The following is a 24890-nucleotide window of genomic DNA, read 5'->3' as shown; positions in this document are numbered from 1 at the left end:
GCAGAGGTGCCCTTGCGCAGCCCGTTCCCGGCAGCCGTTCCCCAGGAGCGGGGCGGCGCCGCTGGGCAGCGTGCCGCGCCCGCGGACGTCCCGGCGCCCGGCCTCACCCCGGGCGGTGGAGCGGACTCCTGCGCAAGATCATCCGACGGGAGGCGCGGGACGCCGCGCCGCGCATGCGCACAGGCGTTCGCTCTGCGCATGCGCAATCACCCCATTGCGCATGCGCAACACCGACCCGCCCTGCGCAGCGGCGCCCGCCGCTGGCACAAGCGCAGGGCCGACCGCCAAGACATCCCGGAATCCCTGGAACGCGGAGTTGTACAGCCGTTACCGGAAGGGGCCTCAGCACCAAGCTCCGCACCAACAGTCGCGGGGTTACCTCGGGCATCGAACCCGTACGAACCGAGGAGCCGTCCGCGATGCCGCCCCTTCCGATCCTGCTGTCCGCCCTCGGCGTCCCGACCGCCGCCGCGGTGCTGACCGCGGTGGCCTTCGTTCACCGCCAGCGGACGCGGACCGCCCCGGTCGCCCTGCCTCCGGCGCTCCCGGCCTGCCCGCCGTGCCCTCCCCTTCCCCCGCGCTGGTACTGCGGCGAGTACGAGGCCGTGCTCGTCGTCCTCAGCGAAGGGCGCCTGCACATCGCCCGCTTCTGGGCGAACGGCCTCATCGAGGACTGCCTCCTGGCGTTCGGCGAGCACCACCCCTACACCCGCCAGGCCTCCGAACTCCTCGTGACCGTCGTCCAGGCCGCGATCGCGGACATTGACCGCAACGCGCTGACGGTGACGCAGACTGACGACCCCTTCAACACGGTCATCCACCAGCCGAACGGCACCGCCCCCGTCGGCACCCCCGGCACCGGCAACCGAACGGGGCAGCGGTGACCGACTTCCTCGTCCAGCTGTCCACCGGAGCGGACGGGACCCTCGACGGCAACGGACTGGACTACATCGAGTTCGACGTCCGCATCGCCCGCGACCCCTCCTGCCCCGCCACCAGCAAGACCGCCTACATGGCCCTGGCCGCGTTCGCCGACATGGAGCACCACACCACGCTCACCGCCGAATCCGTGGCCGGCTGGTCCCCCGAACGCCGCCACGCCCTGCTGCCCTACCGCAGGACCGTCGCCGCCTGCATGGGCCGCAGCGCCAACACCTTCGACCGCGCCGTCGCCGACCTGGTCGGCCGTGAGGTCCTGATCGTCCAGCCCCAGCAGAACCCCGACCACCCCGGCGCCGCCGACGCCAACCTCTACCGGCTCACCGACCGCGAACGCTGGGCCCGTCAGGTCCTCGAACGCGCCGCCAACCCGCCCCAGACCCACCCCCTGCTCGGCGCCGACGGCCGGCCCGTACCCCGCGTCCTGCGGACCCCCGGCATCGACTTCATCAAGCTCGACGCCCGCATCGCGACCTGCGGCTGCCGCACCCCGAACTACAAGGCCGTCTACGCCGCCATCGCCTCTTTCGTGAATCTGATCAGCCGGGCCATCACCGAACGCCCGCCCACCATCCGCGAGCTCATGGCCTGCACCGGCCTCGGGCGCACCGCCGTCACCGACGCGCTCGCCCAGCTGCGCGCCGACGGCGTCCTCCTGATGAAGGAGCAGTACGCCCCCAAGGACGAAGGCGGCGGGCGCCTGCCCTCCAGCTACGCCCTCCTCGACGGCCGGCTGTGGCGCGCCCGCGCCGCCGTCCGCGAGGACCGGGAGATCGCCCAGTTCACCGGGGGGTCTACCCACCAGGCGGACAGGGGGGGTCTACCCACCACGCGGACGGGGGTCTACCCATCAGGCGGACGGGGGTCTACCCACCACGCGGATACCATTAATAGAAGTAGTGAGAACCGTGACGGCGAGCCCCTTCCGGACGCCCGTAGGGCTGGTACAGGTGGTAAGGCGCGCGAGCCGCGCGCGGCCCGCGCCCCCAAGCCCGCCGCCCGTGGCGGCTCCGCCGCCGACCGGACCAAGAAGCCCCGCACCACCATCCGCACCGCACCCTCCCGCCCCGTCCCCGGGGAGGAGACCGTCTTCGCGGCCATCGACGCCCTGGGCGTCAGCAAGCACCCCGCGCTGCGGGTGCCGCCGCTGCGCCGTGCGGTGCGGGACCTGCTGTCGGCGGGCCGTACCCCCGAGCACGCGCTGGCCAGGATCAACGCGGGCTGGTGGAGGGCCGGCGCGCCGGAGCGGGTTGCCAGCGGCGAGATCCGCGGAGCCGTCGGATTCCTGGCCACGGTCCTGAGCCGGCAGGAGTGCGAGCGGCCCGACTGCGAGCGCGGAGTCCTGCTCGCCTCCGGTGAGGAGTGCCGGGCCTGCGGGCTTCGGGAGACGGAGCGTCAGGCCGAGGCGGCCCGGCGCCGCCTGGAGGAGCAGACCGGGGACCAGGACGCCGCCGGCGCCGGGGCCGCGGCCGACGTGCCGGTGGCCGTCGGGCAGGCCGGCACTGCCGGGCCGGTGACCTGGCGGTGCCAGGCACCCGGGCCCGCAGGCCTCGGGACAGGGGTGTGCGGGCGGCCAGGCCGCGGCACGCCTCCTCCGCTGGCGATGTGCCCCGACTGCCTGGACGACCTCCAGCGGGCACTCGCCCGCTGAACGGTGGCCGCCAGGCGGCCGGGCGCAAACGCCGATGCCCTCGCCCCGTGAGTACGGGGCGAGGGCATCGGCTTGTCTCGGTGCTGCTGTCGTGCGGATCGGGGAGGGGGGGAGCAGATGGCGATGGCCCGGCCGGAGCCGGGCCCGGACGGCGGAACGGGGCCGGTCGGCGGCGCGAATCGCATCCGGCCGTCCGCTTCCGGCCCTGGCCGCCCGTGGCCCCGCTCAAGCGGACTTTTTGCGCCCGGCGCCCTCCCGGGCGGCACTGGCGGCTCTCAGCACTTCGCCCCAGGGAGCCGTACGTCCGTTGGCGAGCAGCAGGTGAACGGCCTCCGTCACCGCGAGGGCCTCGCCGACGAGGTCGGGCGGGAGGTCCGACGCGCCGTCGACCGAGGTGATGACGACCCGGCCCGGCAGGAAGTACGTGGCGTCGTTGGTGATGTCCAGGCCGCGCCAGACGCACGCCAGCGCGGTGGCGATCGGGTTGTCGGGCAGCCTGTTGTGCTGCCCGTTGTCATGGAGGTGCATCGTGGCCTGCCGGTGGTAGCAGCCGGGTGCGGCCGGCCCGGACAAGCGGGAGGTGATCGAGCGGTCGCGGGTGGCCCGGTCGTCGGGCAGGGCGATGACCTCGACCGTGCCGTCGGGGTCGATCGGCAGGGCCTGGGGCACGGGATTCTCCTCGGACGGTGGTTCGGACAGCTGGGCTACAGGTCCATCCAGCCGCAGGCCGGTCGGTCGGGATCGGTGAGGGACACCCACGCGGGAGACGACGGGCTGAGGTCCGGCCGCTCCTTGGTCGGGCTGATCTCCTCCAGCAGGGCGGCGCCGGCCTTGACCTCCTGGAGCATCTCGACGACCCGCCGGTGGCCGCCCGCGGCGGCTTGGAGGTCCTCGATACGGTTGAGCATGGTCCTCCGGGAGCCTCCGGCGAGAACGAACAGCAGCCGCGGGAACTTCGGGTAGTACTCCGTCCACAGCGGCGCGGCCTGGGAGCTCTCGATGGTGGGCCGCCGTCCCGCCCCCTGGAAGGGGCGCAACTGCCAGAAGCGGGCGTAGGCGGTGAGCTTGCCGGTCAGCTTCTCGCTTCCGTACGTCGCCCGGTCGACCTCGACGAAGGCCCGCAGGTGCACCCGGCCGTCCGGGCGGTTGGCCGTGTAGCGCATCAGCGCGTCCGCCCGCACCGCGTCCGCCTTGCTGCGGTCGGACAGGCGGTGCATGGTCTCCGGCGCCCAGTCGAGCGGGCCGTAGTCGTCACCCCGCCGGCGGGCATCCGCCAGGAACGCGAGGTGAGCGGCCAGTACCGCCTGGGAGTGCGGGAGCAGGATCCGCGCCGTCACGTCGGCCAGGTTCTGCAGCGGGCTGGTGCGGTCGCTCACCTCCGGCAGCTCCGCGGCCACCGACCGGCCCCGGTCGGTCAGGTAGTGCAGCAGGGCGGTACGCGGCTGGTGCAGCGTCACTGCCTCCACCAGTTCTTCCTTGCGCAGCATCCGCAACTGCTGGCGGACGTAGCTGATGTCCTTGTTGGGGCAGAGCATCTCGTGGAGCTGGGACGTTGTGGCGGAGCGGTGCTGGTAGAGCGCCGCCAGGGCCATGTAGGCCAGGGCGCTGGGCGCGAAGGTCGGGTTCACCAGGAACCTCCTTGAGATTCGGAGCGGAACACGCCACTCAATCCCGCGACCCTTGGTGGAGACCTTGGAGGCAGGGGCGTCCCGGAGCACGAGTCCGTAACGCCTGCCTCCAAGGTGTCCGTCCTTGGTGGCCGTACGGCCTCCAAGGTTGTCGCCGCCTACGTCGGGGGAGACGGCGACGGATTCAGGGAGCAGCGGCCAGCGGATTCTCGGTCCACTCGCCGCCGGGCTCGCTCCGGTGGAGAAGCGTCGGGCCGGCTTGCCTACGGCTGCTCCGGCCCCCGGGCCTCGCGCAGGTACTTCTCGGCCGTGACCGGCTTGAGCCCGAGGATCGCGGCCAGCTCGTCTGCCTCCAGGTCCGGGTTCTTCGCGAGCAGCTTCCGCGTGCGCGCCAGCCGCTGCTCCGCCTCCTCGCGCTTCGTCGGGCCGGTCGGCTCGCTGGGGTCACGGCGGTAAGCCGCTGCGGTGTCGGCGGTCACCCCGAGGCGTGCGGCCAGGTCCTCGTCCGTCAGGTCCGGGTTCTCCTGCAGGATCTTGGTGGCCTGGGCCCGGCGCTCGGCGGCCTTGTCCTGGGGGCGGGCGCTCTCCCGGCCGAGCTCGTTGAGGTACCGGTTGGCGGTGGTGCGGCCGATGCCCAGGCGCCGGGCGATCTCGGCGCCGGTGATGCCCGGCTCGGCCTCGGCGAGCTCGCGCACCGCGGAGCGCCGACGCTCTGTTTCGTCCTTGTCGGCGAAGCTCGGGCCGGAGCCGTCCTGGAGGTAGCGGAACGCCGTGCGAGGGTGGACCCCGACAGCGTCCGCGATCTCGGCGACCGTCATTTTTGGGTTCTCGTAGTACAGCGCCTTGACCATTGCGCGCCGCTCCAGCAGGGCCGGGCCGGGAGTCCAGGTGCTGCTCTTCTTGCCGACTGGACGGTGGGCGCCTGCGTTGAATCCCACCGCATTCCGCTCCTTCTCGTTCCATCGCTCGATCGTCGCCCGAAACCAGAAGTCCACCCCGTAGAAGGTGCGGTCCGGGTCCGGCAGCGAGGTCTTGCTGCCGCGGTAGTAGGACTCCCAGGTCGACTTCGTCGGCCGGCGGTCCAGCGGAACCGCCATCCGTGCCTCTTCCAGGGAGAGCAGCTCGTGGCCACTGACCCAGTCCCTCAGGTCCTGCTCGGTCATGACGTCAAGCTCGTCGGGCTCCAGGGCGACGATGGTGCCGTCCTCGGTTTCCTCGTCGAGCCAGCTGCGGATCATGCCCCGCAGCTCGTCATCGAAGTAGCTGTCGTAGTCCGGCAGGCTGGGGATTGCCTCCTGCCTCACGAACTCGTCCTTCTTCTTGTTCTTCTGCATCTGCAGGTTGCGGGCGAGGGCTTCAGCCTGCTCCAGGTCGTAGAGCTCCTTGGAGCCGCGGCCGCCGCCGGCGACAACGTCGAGATGCTTGTAGGCGCCCTTGTTGCTCAGTGAGCGGGCGTTCCAGCCGGCCATGTCGGCCAGGCTGTCGCGGTCGATGACCTTGCGGCCGATCATGATCACGATTTCCCCCTTTGAAGGTGGAGTGAGAGACGGGTGAGTCGCCCGGAGTGACGTATATATGTCTACCATGAATTTTACATCGAAGCTACTCGGGGTGCGCCGACCGCAGCCTCCGCGATGCCGCCGAAGCCGGAAGCGGCCAGGTCGGGCGGCGCGTCAGACCAAGCCGACGCCGGAAGAATTCACCCCTGCACCCCCACGGCCGCGGCGTGTCGGCGCCGCACACCTGCGCGACGGCACCGCCGTAGCTGCCGCCCTCGGGCCGAGCGGACGCAGCCCGTGCGGTGCCTGTCCGAGCCGGGGTACGGGCGCCCAGGCCGGCCGGGAGCCGGCCGCCGGCGGCGCGCCGACCCCCGGGGTCCCGGCCGGGCCGGCCGTGAGCGCCACCTCCAGCGACAGGGGATCGACCCGAGCGGTCAGGCGGCCGCCGGGCAGGTCCAGGACCAGGCACTGCCGTCCGACGTGCCGCACGAATCGGCCCGGCACGGCCGCCGCCAGGTCCCGCAGGAGGTCGCCGGCGGCCTTCGCCTGCTGCTCCTCGGACAGGGCTCGGACCAGACCGGCGTCGAGCCGGGGCAGGTGCGAGCGGACGGCGGCCTTCGTCAGGCGCTCGGGAAGGGCGCCGGCGCCGCCCGCGATGGCGAAGCCGCCGCCCGCGGCGGGCCAGGGCGCGAGGGCCACGCCCTCCGGCAGGGCCGCCAGCAGCAGGGACCGCTGTCCGTCGCCGACTGAGGCGGCCTCGTGGCCGCGGAAGGTGACGTCGGGTTCCCGCCGGCTGCGCCAGGTCCGGCCGGGCCTGGCCGGCAGGTGGGCACCGACTGCGCGCGCCAGGTCGAGGCAGTCGACTCCGCCGGGCATGCGGTGGGGCTGCGACATGATGGGGTTCCTTGCCGAGGGGTGGGCCGCCCTGGACGGGGCCGGCGGGGTGGGGCGGCGCCGTGGCGGGCGCCGCCCCGGTTCAGGAGAGGCCGGGGTCGACCAGGTCGGGGCCCAGCGCGTGGACGTCGAAGGTGATGAGGCTGCGCGGGATCTTCTGCTGCTTGGACACGTATACCTGCTGGGCGAGGCGACCGACCACGATCACGCGGCGGCCGGGCGGGAGGGAGGCCGCCGCTTTCGCGGCCGGGCCCCGCACCGTGCACCGCAGCCTGTCCGGCACCTCGTAGCCGCCCGTTCCGGTGCGGCCCTGCTCGTGGGCGATGGTGAACAGAACGGCGGTCTCGCCCGCGTCGTTGGTGCGGGAGTCGATCGCCGCGATTGCGCCGGTGAAGGTCTCCATGCGGTCCGGTGCCGGGTCGAGCTGGGCGAAGGACGAGGTGCCGGGCTCGTGGTCGAGCGCCTGGTGCAGCGCCGCCCGGGCCTTGCGTGCCCCTTCCGAGTTGCTCTTGCCCCGCGCGTGCCCGTGGATCTCCCGCACCTCGGCGAGCAGGGCCTTGGCCTCGTCCCGGCGCCGCACGGTCTCCTCCTCCTGGTCGCGGGACGCCTGCGAGCACAGATGGGAGTGCGCGCCGTCGATCTCCGTCAGTGCGACGCCCACGACCGCCGACGCGCCCTGGCGCAGCCGCTTGCGGGAGAACCCCCACTTGCCGTCCTCGGACTCCAGGATCACCAGCGAGATGGCGGGCCAGCCGCTCTCGTCCAGCGGGCCGAGCAGGACGTCGAGCTGGCAGGTTACCCGGGTGTCGTGCAGCGGCTGCCACGGAAACCAGCTCCAGGGCGTTCGGGCGCTCAAGAACGCGTATGCGTCCTCGCCGTTCGGGTCCAGGCCGGTCTTGCGCAGTTCGCCGATGTAGGCGGCCAGATGGGCGAGCTGCCATCCGATGGCGTCGAGGTGCGGGGCCGGAACCGACATCGTCAGCGTGGACACCGCGCCGGAGCGCTCGGAGATCCGCAGGCTCAGCACCAACAGGTCGTCCGAGGTGTCCCGCTGCCGCTGGGCCGGGTGCACCTTGGCGGCCGTGGCCGGACTGGTCGAGGACATGACGGTCTCCTTGCGTATGGTTCGATCGCCTTCCGGTAGCCAACCGGCATGACAAGAAAAAGGCTACCATGAATTAGTCATTGAGTCCCGGTGTGGGAGACCCAACCCATCCGGATTCCGGCACCTGCCTGCGTCAGAGATCGACCACTGGCAGCAAACGGCGCGGCGGGGCGGAAACCGACAGCTCCGGCAGCCGGCGCGGCTCCTGCTCCAGTGCCCAGACCAGCTTCTCCATCATGCGCGCGAACTCGGGCCCCTCGTCCTCGATCACTACCCCCGGCGCCGGCGCACCGGGCCGCCTCGACAGTGCGATCAGATCGGCCATGCTGACGTCCGGTCGGAAGGTGTCGCCCCGCACCTCCTCCACCAGGGCGATCGCCTCCGCGATCCGCGGCCGCCGCCGCGCCCCCAGCAGGCTGTCACGCCGGCTCGCCAGGAAGCAGCTGGAGCACGAACACCGGCTAGACCCCAGCCAGTCCAGCGCCCCGGGCTCCGAGTCGTAGCACCAGTGCCACTCGTATGCCTGCTCCGCATGGAGCGACCGCACCCGCTCCTTCGACCACTCCTTCACCGGCAGCCACTCGTCCACATGCCGCGCTGAGTTCGACTTGACGGTGCGGTAGGACAGCCGCCGAGATCGGTCCCTCGACTCCTCACCCCGCAGCCCCAGCACCTTCAGGACCCGCACCGGCCGGCCCAGCACCGGCCGCAGCCGCTGGATCTCCGGCGTGTGCGAGGACTCCTCCAGCTGCTCCTTGAAGCCCTTCGTGCAGTAGCGCGTCCCCAGACGCATGAACCGCCCGTACAGCGCCACGTAGGTCAGCAGGTCGTAGGGCTCCAGACCGCCGGCACCGTCGTCGCGCATCTTGGTGCGCTCCATGTGCCGCTCGCGCGGAACACCGGACTCGCTGCTCTGCTGCGCCGCCAGCTCGGCGACGCTGGCGTAGCGGCGGCCGCCGAAGGTGACCGACGGCCACTCCATCGGGCCGAGCGAGGCGTGGAACGTCCAGACCCGGTCGGCGACGCCGGCCGCTTCGGCGGCCTCCATCAGCGCGTGCTGCATGGCGCGCGAGTCAGCGCCGCCCGACAGGTTGCCGCAGATGATGTCGTAGTCGGCGAGATCCGGCACCAGGCCGGGGGTGATCGTGGTGATGCTGTTCATCAGCTTCCTCAGGGAGTGTGGAAGGGCGCACGGGCGGGCGCCGGAAGAGAAGGACTTGGGGTCGGTGAGGCGAGGACCCGGGAGCTGCCGCTCGGGACCCGGCCCGGGGACCGGTTGGGTGCGGGCCCGCGGCCGGGGCGGGACGGCCGCTCGGAAGGCGGCCCGAGCGGACCGGAGGGCTGCCGCTCCCGGCACGGACGCCGGCGGGGGCCCGGCCCGCTCACGGAGGCGCCGCCGCCGGCTCTCCGGATGCGCTATGGTTTAAGTGCCTCCGCGAGGGGTTGAGCTCAGCTCCCCCTCCTCGTGAAGGTTCGATTGGAACGGCGCTGGGCTAGCCCCCTCCCGCAAGGGACCCGAAAGGGCAGCGCCGTTCTGCGTTTGCTGCTGGCGCACGACGCCGCCGGGCAGGCGAGGGGCGGAGCGTTGCCGCCCCGCCCCGTACCCCTACGCCTGCGGTGCCGGGTCCTCCTGGCCGTCCGGCACCTCGTCACCTCCGACCGGGTCCGAGCCAGCCCGCTCCTCCGCCCCCGCGCTCGGCGCGCCGTCCGCCTCGGGCTCCTCCTGGACCCCGTCGCCCCGGTCGTGCCCGGCCTGCTCCAGCCCGGTCTCCTCCTCGTCCTCCCGGCCGGGCTGCTCCGGCAGCGCGGCCTCGGTACTCGGCCGGGACTTGGACTTGGCCGCCTCGGCCTTCTCCTTCTTCTCGACGGCGGCCACCATCTCCTTCTCGATCGCCGACAGGGTGTACCCCTCGGCCTTCAGGAAGCGCAGCCACTCGGCCGTCCAGCCGTCCGCCACGGCCCAGTGCTTCTTGCGGCTCATGTGAAGCTCGAAGCCCATCGCGACCTGGGCGAAGACCGCGTTGAAGGTCCGGCGCTGGCGCCGCAGACGGGCGTTCAGGCCGTTGAAGAAGCCCCGGGGCCGCTTGTACACCTCCGCCTTGAACGGCTCGTCGAAGAACGCGGCCAGCAGCTTGGCGTTGCCCGGAGAGACGGCATCCGCGTACCAGGACGGCATCTCGGTGACCACCTGCATGGCCAGGGCGACGGCACGGTCCGACAGCTTCTCCGTGACCAGCTTCTTGACGAACTTCCCGCGCACCCCCCGGGCGGAGGCCTCCTTCGCGTTCTTCTCGGCCACCTGAGCGTTGGTCAGCTGCCCCGGCTTGGGGGCGAGGTCGGCCCGCTTGTGCTTGTTGGCGCGCCAGTCGGCGCAGGCGAACACCACGTCCCCCGACCAATCCAGGGCGAAGGCCCGACCCGGACACTGGGCACTGTGCTGCTCGGCGTCGAGCGGCTTGCCCTCCCCGTCGAGCAGGTCGGCCAGCAGCCGGTCCGTGCTCCCCGGCTCGTACCAGGACCGCTTGTGGACCTCCACCAGCCCCCTGGCCGCCCACTCGGCCCGGATCGCGGCCTTCGCCGCCCGCTGCTCCTTCTCCTGGAGGAGTTCCTGCATGGCGTGCTGCCAGTGGCCCCTGTCCTTGGAGCCGGACCGGACGTCCTCCTTGCGGGCCCTGGCCAGGTCCTCGACCGCCCCCGGCACGTCCGCGACCTCGGCGAGAGCGATCTGCTCCTCCAGGTCGAACTCGTACTGGGCGGACCGCTGCTTCACCTCCTTGGGCAGGCCGGTTGCCTTGTGGGCGTTCCTGACCTGCTCCACCGTCAGACCGGCGGTCGTCGCCGCCTTCTGTCGCGCGGCGTCGTCCAGGTCGAGGAGGTTCAGCTGCTCGGCGGCCTGGACGACGTCGGTGAGGGTCATCGCCTGACGGAGCAGGTTCTCCTGGAGGGACTTCGCGACGGCGGCCGCGACGACCTCGTCGGACTGCCCGATCAGGTCGGCGCGCACCATGCAGGGGACGGCGAGGATGTCGTCCTCACGTCCTTCGTCGACGCACTTCTGGGCGGCGGCCTGGGCGCTGAGCATGCGGCGCTGGCCCGCCACGACACCGTAGGTGCCGTCCAGGAAGGGGCGGACGATCAGGGGGATCTCGACGCCGTCCGCCTCCACGGAGGCCAGCATCGCCTCGTCGGGGGCGACGTCCTCGGTGCGGACGTTGTACTCGTCCAGCACGAGCTTGCGCGGGTCCAGGTAGTGCAGCTCGCCCACGCTGCGGTAGCGCAGGCCGTCGGGGGTGCGGGGCTCGGTGTCGACGGTCTCGGGAACGGTGATGGTCATGCGGTGTGCTGTCCTTACGTGGTTCGATTGCCTTCCGGGAGCCACCCGGCCTGACAAGAGAAAGGCTACCATGGAAAATGCATCGAACCAAGCGGGTTCGGCGCCTCCCAGGGGCGGCGTGTCAGCCCGGCGAACCACCGGGCAGCGCCTCGGGAGCCGCCGTTTCCTCGTGGCCCCAGTCCGCCGTCATCACCCAGTGCCGCTCCCCGGCGTGCCGGCGCAGCAGCGGCCTGCCGCGACGCCGCGCGGCCTGCTCGGCGCCCTCCCAGTCGTCGGCGAACAGCTCCAGGCTGCCGTACCGGCCGGGGACCGCCCAGGCGCACGCACCGGCGCGCTCGGACGGCTCGTAGAACACGGTGTCGTCCTGGACGTCGACCCGCAGCGGAACGGTGCCGCGTTCCGCCGGCCGTTCCACCAGGGCCGGGTGGACGGTGTCCAGGTCGATACTGACCCGCAGCTGGCCCAGCTCGTCGACGTAGACGAAGACCATGACGCCGGCCACGGTGACGGCCGGTAGGGTCCCCGGCTCGGCCCGCCGTGCGGGCCAGAAGCGGGCGGTGCGGTTGAACTTGGCGCGGAGCCTGGCGGAGATGGGCATGGGCGGTCCCCCCGGTCGGTCAGTAGCGGTCGATGTGGAAGGCGGGCGACGGCAGCAGGGTGACCACCAGGGCGGCGTCCTGGGGCGGCTCCTGGTGCTCGCTGGCCTCGGACAGGAAGGCTCCGAAGTCGACGGTGCGCCGGCTGTGGTCGACCCCGAGGACCTCCACGCCGTTCGGCGACCACGACATCCTGCCGTCGCACTCGTCGTAGGTGCTGAGGCTGCGCATCTCGCGGGGTGCGGGCCAGCCGCGCTCACGGCACACCTCGGCCAGGTGCTCGGCGGCCGCCAGCACGGCGCGGCGGTGCAGCTCGGAGTGAGCCGCCGCGATCAGCGACTCCAGGGCGGTGTCCCGCATGAGATGGAGCCGCGTCGGACCGGGGCTGGTGGCGCGCCGGCCGAGAAGGCGGCGCCAGATCCGCGTCCAGGAGCGGAGTCCGCGCGTGCGGACGTTCCGGGCGCAGCCGGGCGCGTCCAGTTCGATGCCGCGCAGCTTCCCGTCCGGGGTGCGGAGCGAGGCCTCGGCGTCCTGGGCGTCGATGCCGACGTAGACAGTCCCGTCGTCCTGGACCTGGAAGCCGACACGGAATCCGGCGGCGGCCAGCACGGGGAAGCTCTCCGGGCAGGCCGGGTCGGCGGGCAGGAGGTAGGCGCCGGTGTGCAGTGCGGCGATCTGGCGCTCGGTGAGGGTGGGCATGGGCCTCCCCTGTGTTCGGTGGTGACGGGAGGCGGGAGGCCTCCGGTGGCGGGGGCGCAGCGGGTGCACTCGCCCGGTGGGCGGCGGCCGGGCCCACGCGCGGTGGGCCCGGCCGCCGGTCCCTCGGGGGGTGGCTGTCAGTCGGTGGCGACGGTGAGGCAGGTCAGGGGCACGCCGCGCAGCCGGAAGTTCTTGGTGCCGGGCGGCACCTTGAACTTGGTCTGGCGGGTCCACCGCAGCTGATCGGTGGAGTCCTCGTCGAGGTCCAGATCGGCACGGTCGCGGTTGATCGACGCCACGGTGCCGCTGAGGCCGATGAGGTACTTCGGGCTGAGGTTGCGGGTCGTGACGCGGGCCTCGACCACGACGGCGGCCGCGCGGACCTTGGCCATCATGTCGCGGCGGTCCCTGACAGCCGCGCTCACGCGGGCGAGGTCCGCCTCGGTGGCGTCGGTGAGGATGAAACGGGTTGCGTCGGCAAGCGACACGGGGCCTTCGGTGGTGCTGTTGCACGGTTCGATCGCCTTCCGGGAGTCACCCGGCCCGACAAGAAAAAGACTACCATGAATAATGCATTCAATCAAGAGGTAGAGCGGCCTTCGCCCAGGCTGGAACGTGAGGCGGCCGTTCCCGATCGCCAGGTGTCCGGCAGGGGCCAGCCGGATCGCGGCACGGGCCGCCTCCTCGCCCGGGGCCCAGCAGCACGTGCCACGCGCTGGGCGTCCGTACCCCGCACGCCGGCCGAGGGGTCCCGCCCGGGTGGATTGCGCCAGGCGCACGACGGCCTCCTGCTCGCCCGGCGATGGGCCTGATGGTGTTCGGAGCGTCCGGGTTGGGGTGGCCCCGGCTTTTCGGGCCGGGGCCACCGCCGCCTCACTCCTCCCAGCTCAAGGAGGGTAGGAGGCTGCGGACCTGCTCGGCCGCCCACTGGCGGGTCGGGCTGGAGTTGCTCGTTGCGAAGCGGCTCAGTGGAGCGCAGAAGCCGTGCACGCACGGCTGCGCGTGCGTGGCGAGGATGTCCAGCAGTTCGGGCAGGGTGATCTCCGGAAGGTCGTCACTCTCCTCCCACGGCACTTCGAAGTGGCACGCCAGGGTGGCCCGGATCTCCTCCGCCGTCAGGCGAAAGTTCGTGGCCACGGTCAGGGTGGTCCTGCCGGTGGCGTCACGGTGAAATCGGGCGAGGGTCTCGGTGGGCTGCGGTGGCGCGAGCCGTAGTCGCCGGTCCTCCTCCGCGAGGCCTCGCCGGGTCTGGCAGAGCTGACGGCACAGCTGGATCGCCTTGATGGCGGCCGAGGCCTCCCGCTCGAACAGGGTCGGGTCGCGCCGAATGCCGAGGTCGGGAGACTCGTACAGGCGGATGCCCTGGTGCTCGAAGAACGGGTAGTAGTAGACGGCCAATCCGCTGTAATCGGACAGCGGTCGGCTCACGTGGCCGTTGATGTCGGTCAGGCAGATCTCGGCGCGGCCGACCGGTACTTTCAGACAGGTGTAGCCGCCGCTGGTGTGCCAGAACTCGCTCCGGATCCCGGCCACTTCCAGGGCGGCGGTCAAGGCCTCGTGCAGCCGGGTCTCGTGCTCGGGGGTGGTGTTCATGGGTCTGCTTCGCTTTCGGTGGTGCGGAGGGCCAGGCTGGCGGGCGGGTGCCGCCAGCCCGGCTGGGGGTCAGCGGGTGCGGGCGAGGAAGATGCGGGCGGCGGTGACGAGGTCTCCGCCGAAACCGGCCTGGAGCCTGGTGAGCGCGCTCGGGCCGTACCGCTCGACCATGTCGCAGCCGATGGTGATGCGGTAGGCGGCGGAGGGGGCCGGGTGGTGGTCCTCGAAGACCTGGCCGTCGGCGAACGCCCGGAGGATGTCGATCCCCGTCTCCCATCCCTCGGGGCCGAGCAGGCCGTACTCCTCGGTGAAGTCGGGGTAGACCCGGGCCAGGTCCTGCGGCGTGACGTCGGGCGAGACCAGCCCGTTGACCAGCGCCTCGGCAACCTTGTGGGCGGTGGCGGTGAAGATCCACATCCAGCCGTTGGTCTCTTCGCCGATCAGCTTCTCCAACGGCGGGAAGGGCGGTGCCGTGGCGACGGCGTGCTCCTTCCGCAGCCAGTCGCGCAGTACGGCGGTGGTTCGGGTGTGCTGGCGGACGGCCTGCCGGGCGGTGCGCACCTCCCAGGCCCCGGAGTCCACGACCTCGTGGTGCGCGTCCGTCAGCATCCACAGCACCGCGTGGTCCGGGTAGTTCGGCCGGAGGTACAGGCGGAAGTACGCCGGATAATCCGGAACCTCCTGCGGGTGCAGGAGGAACACGCGGTGCGACGGGTGGCGCGGGCTGGTGATCCTCACGCCCAGTTCGATCTCCACGCTGTAGTCGTCGGAGAGGTGCACGGCCTTCGCGGGCACGCCGCTTCGGCGCAGCGCCCTTGCGAGGGGATGGGCGGGGGAGAGTGCAGTGGGCACGGGCAGTCCTTCGCTTCGGGGTGGTTCGATTGCCTTCCGGGAGCCACCCGGCCTGACAAGAGAAAGACTACCATGAAAAATGCATCCAATGGGGATTGGTCGACACTCTCGCATCAGCCAACCCCCAGGCGGGAGGCCTCGCCGTCCGGCTTGCCGCCCCGGGTGCGGCGACCGCTACACCGCCGCCCGCAGCCCCGCCTCGACCGGCTCCGCACCGGCACCGGGAGCGGGGCCGGCCGCGGCCCGCCAGGCCGCCTCGAAGCCTGCCCTGGCCTTGGGCAGCACCGTCGCAGGGGCGGTGACGAACTGGCGCTCCCGGGTCGGATAGCTGTCCGCGCGCCGGACGGTGACCACCCGGTCGAAGCCGAGGTCGTACCCGGGGACCGTGCTGGCCACGTGCTCCAGGGCGCGCCCCGGCCGGTCGGCGAAGCGTTCCAGGTCGGCGAGGGCCTGGCGGCGACTGAGGATGCCGATCCGGCGCACCGAGCGCCAGACGTTGCCCTTGACCTGCGGGTCCGAACAGAGCGGGTCCCGCCGCGGGCACCGCGCCCCGCTGACGGCCTGGCAGACCTTGCAGCGGGGCAACTCGGAAGGGGGCGCGCCGGATTCGACGGCCAGCTTGTGGCAGCGCGCGCACCGGGGGCCGTGCCAGGTCTTGCAGTGCTCGGAGCGTCCGGGTGCCAGCACGCGGCGGACCTCGTAGATGCTCCAGGGCTCGGAGTCGAGCCGCTCGGCCAGCAGGTCGAGCGCGGTGGAATTGCCGGCGCGGTGCAGTTCCTCCCGCAGCGAGGACTTCGCGTACAGGGTGAAGCGCGGATTGAGCGCCTGCGCGGTGTACTCCAGCAGCGCAGCCTCGGCGATCTGCCGCGGGAAGCGCCTGGAGCGGGCCATGTGGTCGGGCAGGGAGCCCGCGCTGACCGGGTAGGGGCAGGCCCAGCAGAAGCTCTTCGGGTACGAAACGCCAAGGCGGGACTTGAGGTAGGCGAGCAGCGCGGGGCGGTCCCAGCCCCAGTTGATCAGCGGGTACCAGGGCCTGCGGCCGGGCTTGGGGAAGGACATGTCGACCCGGGTGCGGGAAACCTCGCCGGCCTCGAAACCGACGACGTGCCGGTAGGGGCCGTGCAGGTTCTGCTTGAACCAGAGGTCCAGGGGCTCGCCCTTGGCGCGGACACTGCACAGCCGGCTGCCCCCGTACATCGGCACGGTGCCCGACTCGCTCAGGTCCAGCAGCAGGCTCCACCGGCCGGAGGTGTGGATGCGGGTGGGGGCGCGGGTGTCGGAGAGGATCTCGACGCCCGACCGGGCGATGGAGTGCCCGCCGCGGGCGATCTGCACGTAGCGGACGCGGTGTGCGCGCAGCAACGGCAGGACGTGCTGCTCGGCGAGGGAGACGCTGTCGGGCCACTCCATGCCGGTCATGGCCGTGATCACGATCAGGTCGGACAGGTCGGGCCGCAGACCGTAGGCGGGCGGGTTCTCCAGGAACCGCAGGAGGATCGCGGTGGAGTCGGCTCCGAGGCCCCAGCTGACGACCGTCGTGCCGCACGGCTCGGGCTCGGGGAAGGAATCGGCGTTGAACAGGACAAGCTGACTGGAGGTCATGACGGGTTGCGCTCCAACCGGCGCGGGCAGCCGGCGCCGGGTTCGAAGGAGGGGAAGGAGCCTGGTCGCAGGTCCCGGGTGAACGGGGCCGGCGGCCGGGAGGTCCTCTCCGCGGGCGGGTCCTGGCCCGGGCGGGAGGATGCGCGCCGGCCGTGCGGCGCGGGGAGCGGGTGCGCGATCGGCCCCGGCGGCCGCCGCCCCTGCCTCTCGGGGACGGCGGCCGCCGGTGAAGCGTCAGGCGGTGGTCGGGACTGCGGCCAGCCGGGCCAGCGACCGGACGGCGGCGGGGATCGTGAGCTGGGCCAGGTCGACGTCGGCCACGCCGTGCGCGTAGAGCTTGACGATGGGGCCGGGGCGGCCGTCGGTCAGGTGGGAGAGGGAGACGGCCAGGTGCTCGCCCGGCCCGAGGGCGCTGGTGTCCAGCGCCCCGAGACCGGTGACGCGGCCGGTGGGCGAGGGGTAGTCGATCGTCTCCATGTCGAGCGCGGCACGGACCAGGCGGTCGGCGCTCGCGGCGGACAGGCCGAGCGCCATGACGCTGACGTGCATCGGGCAGGTGACCAGGGCGACCACCTGGCCGCCGTCGAGCGTCCCGGCCACCGCGATGGAGGCGGAGGCGGACTCCTGACCCGCCTGCCAGCCGTCCTGCAGCCGCAGCGCGGGCGCCGCCGCGATGAGGGCGTCAGCGGCGCTCACGCGCCCTTCGTTGACGTTGACCTGCCAGAGGAAGAGGGTGTCGTCGAGGTTCACGGGGTCTCCAGTGTGGTGTGCGACGGTTCGATTGAGGCCGGTAGCCAACCAGCCTGACAAGAGAAAGACTACCATGAATCTTGCATTGAAATGGCCTCTGTGTGTCGCCTCGGCGGAGGGTAGGACGTCGGCGCCACGGTGACGCTCGTCCGGCGCGCTCCGATGGACCGCGCATAGAGGTGGTTGCCCCTGTGGTCCAGCCGTCCGGCCCCGATCGCCTCCAGCGCCTCCTCCAGCCACCTGTCGCCCGGCTCTCCCTCCCTCCGCAGCCGCGCCCCCAGCGCCCGCAGCCGCCGTTCGACCCCCTGGTGCCCGCTCTCGTCCCGGCGCACCTTCATCGCCGCGCGGTCCGTGAGCACCGTGCCGTCCGGCAGGACCACCAGCCGACGCGCCCGGCTCCGGCCCAGGTACGTGAAGTCCTGCGCCGCGTAGACGTGCCCCACGTGCCCGGGCGTGACCACCTCCCTGCCCTGCGGGGTGACCCTGACCCGCGGGTGCGGGTCCGAGTAGGCGACCACCCCCCGCACACCGCGCCCGGCCGCGAGCGCGAAGGAGGCAGCGCACATCCACGACTCGCCGTTGCTCGGCACCTCGTCCAGGAGCACCAACCGGCTCAGCTCCACCGACTCCCGGTACGGCTCCAAGGTCGGGAACACCCGCGTCAACACCGCCCGCGCCATCGGCACCCCGAGCGCCAGCACGCCGACCAGGCGGCCGCCGTCCGGCTCGCCCGGCCCGGGCGCCGCAGTGAGCAACTGCATCCCGAACGCCATCCGCACCGCCGGCCACGAACCGCTGTAGTGGTGCCGTTCCACGAACCGCCGCGCCGGCCCGGCCTCCAAGGAAATGCACCGGTACAGGGCCGGGTCGAATCCGCCCTCGCTCGTTCGCCTCCACCCGGGGCGCCGGTTGCTCCACCGCTGGCACCACACCGGCTCCAACAGATCCAGCTGTTCCCCGTCACGGGGCGATGCGCCGGTCACGGCCGACCACCACGACGGGACCCGTCCTGCCTGGACGGCCCCGGGCTCCCGGGAACGCGCAGCGCGAAGGCGACCGCGTCGTACTCGCTGAACGTCCAGACGGGTTCCTCACCGCGGACCGCCTCCAGGATGCCGTCCTCGCGCACCTGCCCGAACCGGGTGGACAGGGCCTGGCGCGCCTGAGCGCGAGGCACCGTCCTCCATCCGTGCGAGGCCAGGGCGCGGTCGACGTTGTCCGTCGTACGGGCCGACCAGGGACGGTCGCCTTCGTCTGGGACGGGCGTATCCGGCTGCAGGAGCCGGTGCCCGCTGCCGGCGGTCGGAGCGCCGCCGGGGAGGGCCCAGATGTCGGAGGCGCCCGCGGCGCCCGTCGGCAGGTGCAGGTGGACGTACAGGACGGGCGGCGACGGATCGCGGGTCGTCCGGGGAAAGCCGGTACTCGTACTGCTCATGATCACTTCCGATCTCGGGAGGGAGGGCGGGGTCAGCGGACGGTCAGGGCATCCGCAGCCAGTTCATGCTGTGAGAGATGTGCCGGCGCTCGGGCGGCGGCTCGGTTGCCATCAGCTCCAGCGGGTACGTGGTGCCGCCCGTGAACGGTTCGCCGGCCCACTGGACGGCGGCGTGGTCGCGGTTGCGGATGACGATGTGGCCCTTGCGCCCGTATGCGGTCCCTTGGGTCGCCCAGAACTGGGCGCCGGTGTCGAAGGCGTCGCAGGGGGCGCGGCCGAGGTCCCGGACTTCCGCCCACAGCTCGTCGAATCCGCTCCGCTTGTCCGGACTGGCGAGGATGCGCTCGCGGATCCGGTCGGCGACGGAGCGCTCAGCGATGCCCTCGACGACCAGTTCCATGCGGCGATCGCTGCTCCAGCCGCCGTAAGCGACGTAGTACCGGGGGAACTTCACCTCCCAGGCGTCCGCCGCAGGGGTGCCGCAGGTGAGTTTGACGTAGCCGAGTTCGGCGTCCGGCTCGTACGGGTCGTTCCACCAGAACTCGGTGGGGCTCATGCGGAGGACGCGGGTCACGGTGCTGCCTCTCGTTCGGGGGTCGGCCTGTTCGGCCAGGGCGGTCGGGCCGTGGGCGCGGAGTCCGGCGGCAGGTCAGGAGGTGGCGGCCAGTACGGCGGCGCCACGCAGGAACGCGGCGGCTCCTGCGGCGGTCCGGCCCGGGGCGCTCGCCCAGTTCCAGACCGTTGCCCGGTAGTAGTCCTCGGTGGAGGCGTTCCACCACGGCGGGACCACGACGGGGCGGCCGTGGACGCGGTCGGCCAGGCGTCCCAGGGCGGCGGCGCCGACCGGGGCCCGGTGGTTGTACCCGAGCTGGCGAACGGCCAGGGTCACGGCGTGGGTGATCGTGGCCGGCCCAGTCCGCGCGTCGCGCGCCCAGTCCCACGGGCCCGGGTGCAGCCCGACATGCTGCAGGTGGGCGGCGGCGAACTCCAGGACCGACGAGGCGGTCGGGCGGACGTGCCGGCGCGGGCGCGGGCCAGGTTCGGCCGGCTCGGGCGGTGCGGGCCGGATGCCGGCCTCCGTCATGTGGACCCACAACGACGGCAGGTCCAAGGGCGGGCCGTCAGGCCCGGTGGTCGTCTCGACCGCCCGGCCTTCGTGGTCGTTGACCCGGACGCAGACGGTTCCGCGCGCCTCGTCCGCGCAGACGGTGACGCTGTGGCCGCTCGCGGTGACGCCGTAGACATTGCCGTGCGGCAACGCCTCTGTGACGAAGCGCCTGACGTTCTGGGCGAAGGCGTCCCCGGTCGAGCGAGGGACGGCGGGGTCGGGGAAGGGCATGGTCATGGGTGATCTCTCCTTGGCTGAGACGGAGGGGGCGCCGGGGCCAGCCGCCGGGCGGGAACCCGACGGCGATGGCGGTCCGGGGCGCGGTGCTGCCAGCCGGGGATGCGGCGGGCAGCACCGGTCCCTGCTACCTGTCGTCGGTCGCGTCGGGGTCGAAGAGTCGGCCGAGCGGGCCGTCGAGGTGATCCGTGAGGTCCCAGGTGAGGGTGAGGCCTCCCCAGATCTCTGCGGTCACCTGCACCGACGAGACCGTCGCCGCCCCGGGGCGGAAGCCGTCGGAAAGCGACCACTCCGCCGAGATCCGGAACTCCGTCGAAGTGTTGTTCCGCAGCTCCCCCGTCAGCATCTGCGCGATCTGCTCGTCCGTCGCATCCCGCAAGGGCACGTAGTCGCGCAGGATGCACTCGGTGCAGCCGCAGTCGTAGGGGTCGATCGCGTAGGGCGTCTGATCCAGCCTGGACATGGTGAGCCTCTCGGGGGCGCTGATACGGTTCGATTGCCACCCGAGAGCCGCCCGGGCTGACAATATAAAGCCTACCATGAATAATGCATCGAAGCTACGTGTCGCCCCACCATCGCCTACGCTCCTCCTCCGGCCTCCGATCCGCCCACCGCAGGGCCCGGAAGCGGAACGATCAGCGTGTACACGTCGCGGGGACCCTCCGGCGGCATGTTCCCCGCGAGCTCCGTCAGCGGCTCGTGGAGCAGCTCCTCCAGGTCTTCCGTCACCCGCGACCCGTCACTGAACACGACGACCGCCCCCCTCGGATCCCACCACCAGCCGTCGTCCCAGGAGGCGGCCGGAACCTCGATCGACGCGATCCGGACGCCGGCGGCGTCGGGCTCGCCGTACAGCCAGCCCAGAGCCTCCCGAAGGTTCTCGTGCATGACCGACACGCTGCGCCGGTCCTCCTCATCGAGGACGAGGTTCCTCAGGGCGCACAGGGTGGTGCCCCCGGCGTCCCGGAGGGCGGCGCGGAAGGCCGGCGTGAGCAGGAAGGCGGAAAGGTCGAGGGTCATGGCAACTCCAACGGTGAGGATCTTGACGGTTGACCGGCCCGTCCGGCCCCGGAATCCCGAGCGCCGGACGGGCCGTCGGGCCGCTACAGCAGCCCGAGGACCAGGAGGACCAGGTCGAGGTCGCCCTCGACGTCGAGCGCGGCCTCGGTGGTGTCATCAGCCGCAGCCCCCTCGGCCAGGTGGACGTTCACGACCGTGCGGCCCACGCCGAGCCCCACGAGCGTGTCCGTGCCCGGTACGTTCGGGCGCGGGGTCAGCACCGGGAACGCCGCCGAAAGGCGGGTGTACGCGTTGGCCACGGAGAACGGAGGCCACACGTCCTGCGGCGGCAGGGCGGCGGCCAGGGCGCGCACGACCGACCCCAGCTGCGCCCGGGCCTCCAGCAGGACCCTCCCCGGGGCGGTGGAGCAGGCCGTGGCCTCGACGTGCGGCCCGTGCCGCCACGCGACCACATCCGCCCCGGGGAGCATGGCGGCCGACGACTGGGCCCGGTCCGGAAGGTGGGCGATCAGCGCCGTCATCGTCAGCAGCTGGCGCAGCCTCCGCCGCTCGGGCGTGGCGCCGGGCTCCTCGGGCGGGGTGAGGTGGTCGCGGGCGATCGCGGCGGCGACCGTGGCGGGGGCGACGTGCCTCCACGGGATCAGGGTGCGCGCGACGGGGGCGCCCGGTGCGTCGGCCGTCTGCAGGCCGTAGGGCCAGGCACGGACCGCGACGCCCTCGGTGGTGCCGGTGAGCAGGATGCGGCGGGCCCGGTCGTTGAGGACGGCCTGCGGGTTCCCTTCGGCGTCGTGTCCGGCGGGGTCGGCCTCCCAGCGGCCTTGGCGCGCGGGCAGCTCGTCCCCCGTGTAGGCGGCGAGCCAGGACATGTCCCAGGTGTGGTCAAGGGTGTTGGCGGCGGTCATGGGCATCCTTCCGGTGGGGGTGTACCGGGCTGTGGCGGGGTGCTGTGCGGGGCCGACGACCGCCGAAGCGGTCGTCGGCCGGGGCGGGCCTACAGGAGTGCGGGGGCCAGGGCCGTCCGGACGGCGGCGTCGCGGGCCTGGCGGCGGCGAAGGCGAGGCGGTACCGCCAGGCCGAGCAGCCCGTACTCCTCGATCACCAGCGCGTTGAACTCGGCACCGTGGGCCCGGACCAGGCGCTGGACCGCCTCCAGTTCGGCGCGCTGGCGCAGCTCCGCCAGACTCTCGCCAGCCGCCTTCCGCGTCTCGGCCTCCGCCGCCTCCGCCCGCCGGAGACCGGAGGCCAGCGCGGTGCTCTCCCTCAGCCGCGCGAGCAGCGCCGTGCGGAACGACGCGGTCCGCCCGCGCCACTCGTCGGCCTCCGGAGAGGTGTCGGCGGCCCGCTGCTGGAACTGGCCCTCCACCATGGCCCTGAAGTGGTTCAGTGCGTCGGTCCAGCGGTCCACGTTGGCGGCGTCCCGCAGCGCACCGGCCTGGACCGGGGTCACCTTCCCCCGCACGTCCTGGATCGCCAGCGCGGCGAACTCCACGTCGCCCAGTGCGGCGACCTGCTCGGTCACCGGCAGCGAACTGGCTGGGACGATGGCCTTGCTGGTGAGGTGATACCACCCGCAGTCGCACTCGTACGGCTCCAGGTGGTGCACGTAGTTGGCGGCGGTCCGGCGGGCGGCCGTTGGCGTGGCGAAATGGGCCTTGCCCGGGGTGGGGCAGCCTTCGGGGGCCGCCGTCTCGACTCGGTTCCTGGTCACGGTTCAGCTCCGACGGTTCGCGGCGGCGCGGATGGTGCGGGCGGCCGTGTCGGCGGTCAGGCCCTCGGTCTCGCCCCACGACGAGATGACGGTCCGCCGGTAGTCGGCCTCCGACACCCCGAGCGGCGCGTACAGGTCCGACGTGATCGCCACGTCCGACAGGTGGTCGGACAGGACCCGCAGCGCCTCGGAGAACTCCGCCGGGTGGTTGGCGCGCCGACGCACGGCGACCTGGCCCCGGCGGCGCGCACCGGTGCGGATGGTCCGCCCGGCCGCCCGGCGCTGCGCGCGCTCGAAGGCGTACAGGACGGTGCACGGCGCGTCCGGCGCGTAGGTGGCGGGCGGGTAGGTCGCCCACTGGTCGTCGCTGAGCCCGGCGCCCTGGTGCAGGCCGTTGGCCTCGATGCGGCGGGCGGTCAGTTCCATGACCAGCTCGGTGCGGGTGATGCGGTGACGGCTCACAGGGTCCTCCTGGTGAACGGGTTCGATTGCCTTCCGGGAGCCACCCGAGCTGACAAGAGAAAGAATACCATGAACTTTGCATTGGGTGAAGTCGGTTGACCCCTCTCACCCGCCGCTCCCACCGGCGCCGGCAAGCGCGGCCAGGATGCCGGCGAACCGCTCGGGGGTGCGGTCAGGCCAGGGCGCCGCGCCGTCCAAGGCGGCGCGCACGCAGGCCTCCCACTCGTGGAAGAACTCCATCAGCACGTCGCTCAGCTCCAGCGTGGCTGCCTGGTCGGTGAAGTCCACGCCGGTGCCCTCCAGCCAGGCCGCCGCCGTTCGGGCCCGCGCCCTGGTGCCGCAGCCCGAGGCGAGCCTGACCCGGTTCCGCCAGGGCAGGCACACGCTCCACGGGAGGGGCGCGTAGCGGCCGGCGGGCCGGTAGAGCGCCAGGACGGCCGGTTCACCGGCCACCGGGGATGGTCCGGGGGCGGGGGCCGGGTGACGCCTGAACAGCTCGTCGACGTCTGCCAGGCGGGCGAATCGCCCGCCCGCACCGTTGTCCCGGGCCTCGGCGAGCACCGGATGCGGATCGTAGCGGCCGGGAGCGGCGAGCAGGGCGACGGTGGGGTGGGCCAGCCCGCCGACCGCAACGGTGCGCCCGTCCGGCAGGGTGAAGGCCGTGGGGGTGCCGTCGGCCCGGACGGCGGCGACGATGACGGGCAGGTAGTCGGCTCGGTCGGACCGCGGGCCGGCGTCCGGTGCCGGACGCCAGGTCTCCAGGGCGGCGAGCTGGCCGCGGACGGCCCGCAGTGGCGGGCGATCGGTGGCGGTGCGGTTGCGGGGGCTGTTCATGAGGCTCCCTGAGGTGTGTGGGTCCGGGCGTTCGCACCGGTCCACGCCGCGATCGCGTCGGCGCAGGCCTGGGCGTCGCGGTAGGCGTCCAAGCCGTGACCGTCGTAGATGTCCGTGCGGTCGCCGGGGTCGTGGTCGGGGTGGAAGGCGGTGGTCCAGCGGTCGTGGTCGGCGGCCGGGTGGTCGGCGCGGGCGTCGTCGGTGCTGAGGATCTCCCCGCCCGGGACGGTGAGCGCCACCGCCGTGCAGCCGCCTCCGGTGGGCGCGACGGCGGCGGCCAGGCCGCGCTCGGCCAGCGCCAGGACGAGGAGCTCGCCGGCGTTCGCCTCGGGGTCCCCGGCTGCGGCGGCGCCTCCGGGTGGGGGTGCCACCGGCGGGCGGTGGAGCCAGAAGTCCTCGCCGGCGCCGTCCAGGACTCGGCGGCCCACCTCCCAGTCGGTGAGGCGCGAGACCTGGTCCCAGGTCCACGGCTCGCCGTCGTGGCGCGACACCTCGGGGCCACTGGTCAGCCACAGTCGGTCCACGGACGCGGCGGTGAACAACTCGCCGACGATCCGGCGTTCGACGCGGACGAACACGCGGTCACCGGCCACCTCCACGGCCCGTCCCGGGTTGTTGCGGGCCGCGAAGACCGGGCACGCGGTGCAGTCCGGGAACGCCCGGGCGGCGACGCACGCGCCGTAGGGCCCCCACTGGCTCAGCTGGGTGTTGCGCCGGCTCTCGTGCAGGGCGGCCCAGGACCGAGGCCGAAGGGCGCATTGGTTGTCGACGCTGCCGATGTGGGCGTTCAGGGACAGGCGGTTCCACCCGCCCGGGGGGCGGGTCGGCTCGGGGGCGGGCAGGTACAGCGGCATGGCGGGGTCTCCGATCGGGAGGCGGGGTGGATGCGGGTCGGGGCGGTGGTCGAACCGGCGCGGGTCCGGGCGGTGGGACCTCTCGCTGCG

Annotated in this window: 27 protein-coding genes; 2 read left to right on the top strand and 25 right to left on the bottom strand. The window is 72.7% G+C overall.

Translation table 11 applies throughout. The annotated features are described in order from the left end of the window. The first annotated feature begins 419 nt into the window (after nucleotides 1–419). Both ABT093_RS19905 and ABT093_RS19900 read left to right on the top strand, forming a co-directional pair. Complete coding sequence (locus ABT093_RS19905) at nucleotides 420–884, top strand: hypothetical protein (protein ID WP_350565971.1); 465 nt, start codon at nucleotides 420–422, stop codon at nucleotides 882–884. Continuing rightward, on the top strand, nucleotides 881–2590 hold the full coding sequence (locus tag ABT093_RS19900; protein ID WP_350565969.1) for a hypothetical protein: 1710 nt from the start codon (nucleotides 881–883) through the stop codon (nucleotides 2588–2590). Before ABT093_RS19905 ends, ABT093_RS19900 begins: the two co-directional genes overlap by 4 nt. Before the next feature lie 225 nt (nucleotides 2591–2815). Here the strand turns inward: ABT093_RS19900 and ABT093_RS19895 are convergent, their stop codons facing one another. The 25 genes from ABT093_RS19895 to ABT093_RS19775 form a co-directional block, all read right to left on the bottom strand. Beyond that, nucleotides 2816–3259 (bottom strand): hypothetical protein, encoded by a 444-nt coding sequence (locus tag ABT093_RS19895; RefSeq protein WP_350565967.1) that lies wholly within the window; start codon nucleotides 3257–3259, stop codon nucleotides 2816–2818. A gap of 35 nt (nucleotides 3260–3294) precedes the next feature. Then, entirely contained in the window at nucleotides 3295–4218 is a 924-nt protein-coding gene (locus ABT093_RS19890; protein ID WP_350565965.1) for a replication-relaxation family protein, read from the bottom strand. Nucleotides 4219–4481: 263 nt separating this feature from the next. Continuing rightward, nucleotides 4482–5729 carry a winged helix-turn-helix transcriptional regulator gene (locus tag ABT093_RS19885; RefSeq protein ID WP_350566083.1) on the bottom strand — a complete coding sequence of 416 codons (1248 nt, stop codon included), beginning with the start codon at nucleotides 5727–5729 and terminating at the stop codon, nucleotides 4482–4484. A gap of 162 nt (nucleotides 5730–5891) precedes the next feature. Next, a complete protein-coding gene (locus ABT093_RS19880; protein ID WP_350565963.1) occupies nucleotides 5892–6611 on the bottom strand; it encodes a hypothetical protein in 720 nt (239 codons plus the stop codon). An 82-nt stretch (nucleotides 6612–6693) separates the two neighbouring features. Continuing rightward, nucleotides 6694–7716, bottom strand: a complete 1023-nt coding sequence (locus tag ABT093_RS19875) for a single stranded DNA-binding domain-containing protein (RefSeq protein ID WP_350565962.1) — start codon at nucleotides 7714–7716, stop codon at nucleotides 6694–6696. Between the two features lie 133 nt (nucleotides 7717–7849). Beyond that, the gene (locus ABT093_RS19870; protein WP_350565960.1) at nucleotides 7850–8878 is read right to left on the bottom strand and encodes a phosphoadenosine phosphosulfate reductase; all 1029 of its coding nucleotides are present in this window, start codon (nucleotides 8876–8878) and stop codon (nucleotides 7850–7852) included. A gap of 444 nt (nucleotides 8879–9322) precedes the next feature. Continuing rightward, nucleotides 9323–11050, bottom strand: a complete 1728-nt coding sequence (locus ABT093_RS19865; RefSeq protein ID WP_350565958.1) for a ParB/RepB/Spo0J family partition protein — start codon at nucleotides 11048–11050, stop codon at nucleotides 9323–9325. A 121-nt stretch (nucleotides 11051–11171) separates the two neighbouring features. Then, nucleotides 11172–11648 (bottom strand): hypothetical protein, encoded by a 477-nt coding sequence (locus ABT093_RS19860; RefSeq protein WP_350565956.1) that lies wholly within the window; start codon nucleotides 11646–11648, stop codon nucleotides 11172–11174. A 19-nt stretch (nucleotides 11649–11667) separates the two neighbouring features. Continuing rightward, nucleotides 11668–12345, bottom strand: a complete 678-nt coding sequence (locus ABT093_RS19855; RefSeq protein WP_350565954.1) for a hypothetical protein — start codon at nucleotides 12343–12345, stop codon at nucleotides 11668–11670. A 137-nt stretch (nucleotides 12346–12482) separates the two neighbouring features. Continuing rightward, nucleotides 12483–12833, bottom strand: a complete 351-nt coding sequence (locus ABT093_RS19850; protein WP_350565952.1) for a hypothetical protein — start codon at nucleotides 12831–12833, stop codon at nucleotides 12483–12485. Between the two features lie 385 nt (nucleotides 12834–13218). Continuing rightward, entirely contained in the window at nucleotides 13219–13938 is a 720-nt protein-coding gene (locus ABT093_RS19845; RefSeq protein ID WP_350565950.1) for a hypothetical protein, read from the bottom strand. A 69-nt stretch (nucleotides 13939–14007) separates the two neighbouring features. Further along, entirely contained in the window at nucleotides 14008–14790 is a 783-nt protein-coding gene (locus ABT093_RS19840; protein ID WP_350565948.1) for a hypothetical protein, read from the bottom strand. Nucleotides 14791–14964: 174 nt separating this feature from the next. Next, complete coding sequence (locus tag ABT093_RS19835) at nucleotides 14965–16392, bottom strand: hypothetical protein (protein ID WP_350565947.1); 1428 nt, start codon at nucleotides 16390–16392, stop codon at nucleotides 14965–14967. Nucleotides 16393–16626: 234 nt separating this feature from the next. Further along, on the bottom strand, nucleotides 16627–17142 hold the full coding sequence (locus ABT093_RS19830) for a hypothetical protein (protein WP_350565945.1): 516 nt from the start codon (nucleotides 17140–17142) through the stop codon (nucleotides 16627–16629). 68 nt (nucleotides 17143–17210) lie between these two features. Then, nucleotides 17211–18074 (bottom strand): Mom family adenine methylcarbamoylation protein, encoded by an 864-nt coding sequence (locus ABT093_RS19825; RefSeq protein WP_502884264.1) that lies wholly within the window; start codon nucleotides 18072–18074, stop codon nucleotides 17211–17213. A gap of 47 nt (nucleotides 18075–18121) precedes the next feature. After that, a complete protein-coding gene (locus ABT093_RS19820) occupies nucleotides 18122–18577 on the bottom strand; it encodes a hypothetical protein (protein ID WP_350565941.1) in 456 nt (151 codons plus the stop codon). Nucleotides 18578–18620: 43 nt separating this feature from the next. Beyond that, on the bottom strand, nucleotides 18621–19133 hold the full coding sequence (locus ABT093_RS19815; RefSeq protein WP_350565939.1) for a hypothetical protein: 513 nt from the start codon (nucleotides 19131–19133) through the stop codon (nucleotides 18621–18623). Nucleotides 19134–19226: 93 nt separating this feature from the next. Next, entirely contained in the window at nucleotides 19227–19922 is a 696-nt protein-coding gene (locus ABT093_RS19810) for a DUF6197 family protein (RefSeq protein WP_350565937.1), read from the bottom strand. A gap of 127 nt (nucleotides 19923–20049) precedes the next feature. After that, nucleotides 20050–20385, bottom strand: a complete 336-nt coding sequence (locus ABT093_RS19805) for a hypothetical protein (RefSeq protein WP_350565935.1) — start codon at nucleotides 20383–20385, stop codon at nucleotides 20050–20052. Between the two features lie 116 nt (nucleotides 20386–20501). Continuing rightward, the gene (locus ABT093_RS19800) at nucleotides 20502–20942 is read right to left on the bottom strand and encodes a hypothetical protein (protein ID WP_350565933.1); all 441 of its coding nucleotides are present in this window, start codon (nucleotides 20940–20942) and stop codon (nucleotides 20502–20504) included. 83 nt (nucleotides 20943–21025) lie between these two features. Continuing rightward, a complete protein-coding gene (locus ABT093_RS19795; protein ID WP_350565931.1) occupies nucleotides 21026–21844 on the bottom strand; it encodes a hypothetical protein in 819 nt (272 codons plus the stop codon). Between the two features lie 89 nt (nucleotides 21845–21933). Beyond that, entirely contained in the window at nucleotides 21934–22650 is a 717-nt protein-coding gene (locus ABT093_RS19790) for a hypothetical protein (protein ID WP_350565929.1), read from the bottom strand. A gap of 3 nt (nucleotides 22651–22653) precedes the next feature. Beyond that, a complete protein-coding gene (locus ABT093_RS19785) occupies nucleotides 22654–23112 on the bottom strand; it encodes a DUF6197 family protein (RefSeq protein WP_350565928.1) in 459 nt (152 codons plus the stop codon). A 105-nt stretch (nucleotides 23113–23217) separates the two neighbouring features. Next, nucleotides 23218–23946, bottom strand: a complete 729-nt coding sequence (locus ABT093_RS19780; RefSeq protein ID WP_350565926.1) for a hypothetical protein — start codon at nucleotides 23944–23946, stop codon at nucleotides 23218–23220. Further along, nucleotides 23943–24800 (bottom strand): hypothetical protein, encoded by an 858-nt coding sequence (locus tag ABT093_RS19775; protein WP_350565924.1) that lies wholly within the window; start codon nucleotides 24798–24800, stop codon nucleotides 23943–23945. Before ABT093_RS19775 ends, ABT093_RS19780 begins: the two co-directional genes overlap by 4 nt. Nucleotides 24801–24890 lie beyond the last annotated feature (90 nt).

Origin of the sequence: Kitasatospora sp. NPDC002551 (assembly GCF_040296005.1) — a bacterium.
Classification (GTDB): domain Bacteria; phylum Actinomycetota; class Actinomycetes; order Streptomycetales; family Streptomycetaceae; genus Kitasatospora.
Note: the sequence above shows the minus strand (reverse complement) of the source record. Positions and strands in the feature narration are given on the sequence as shown.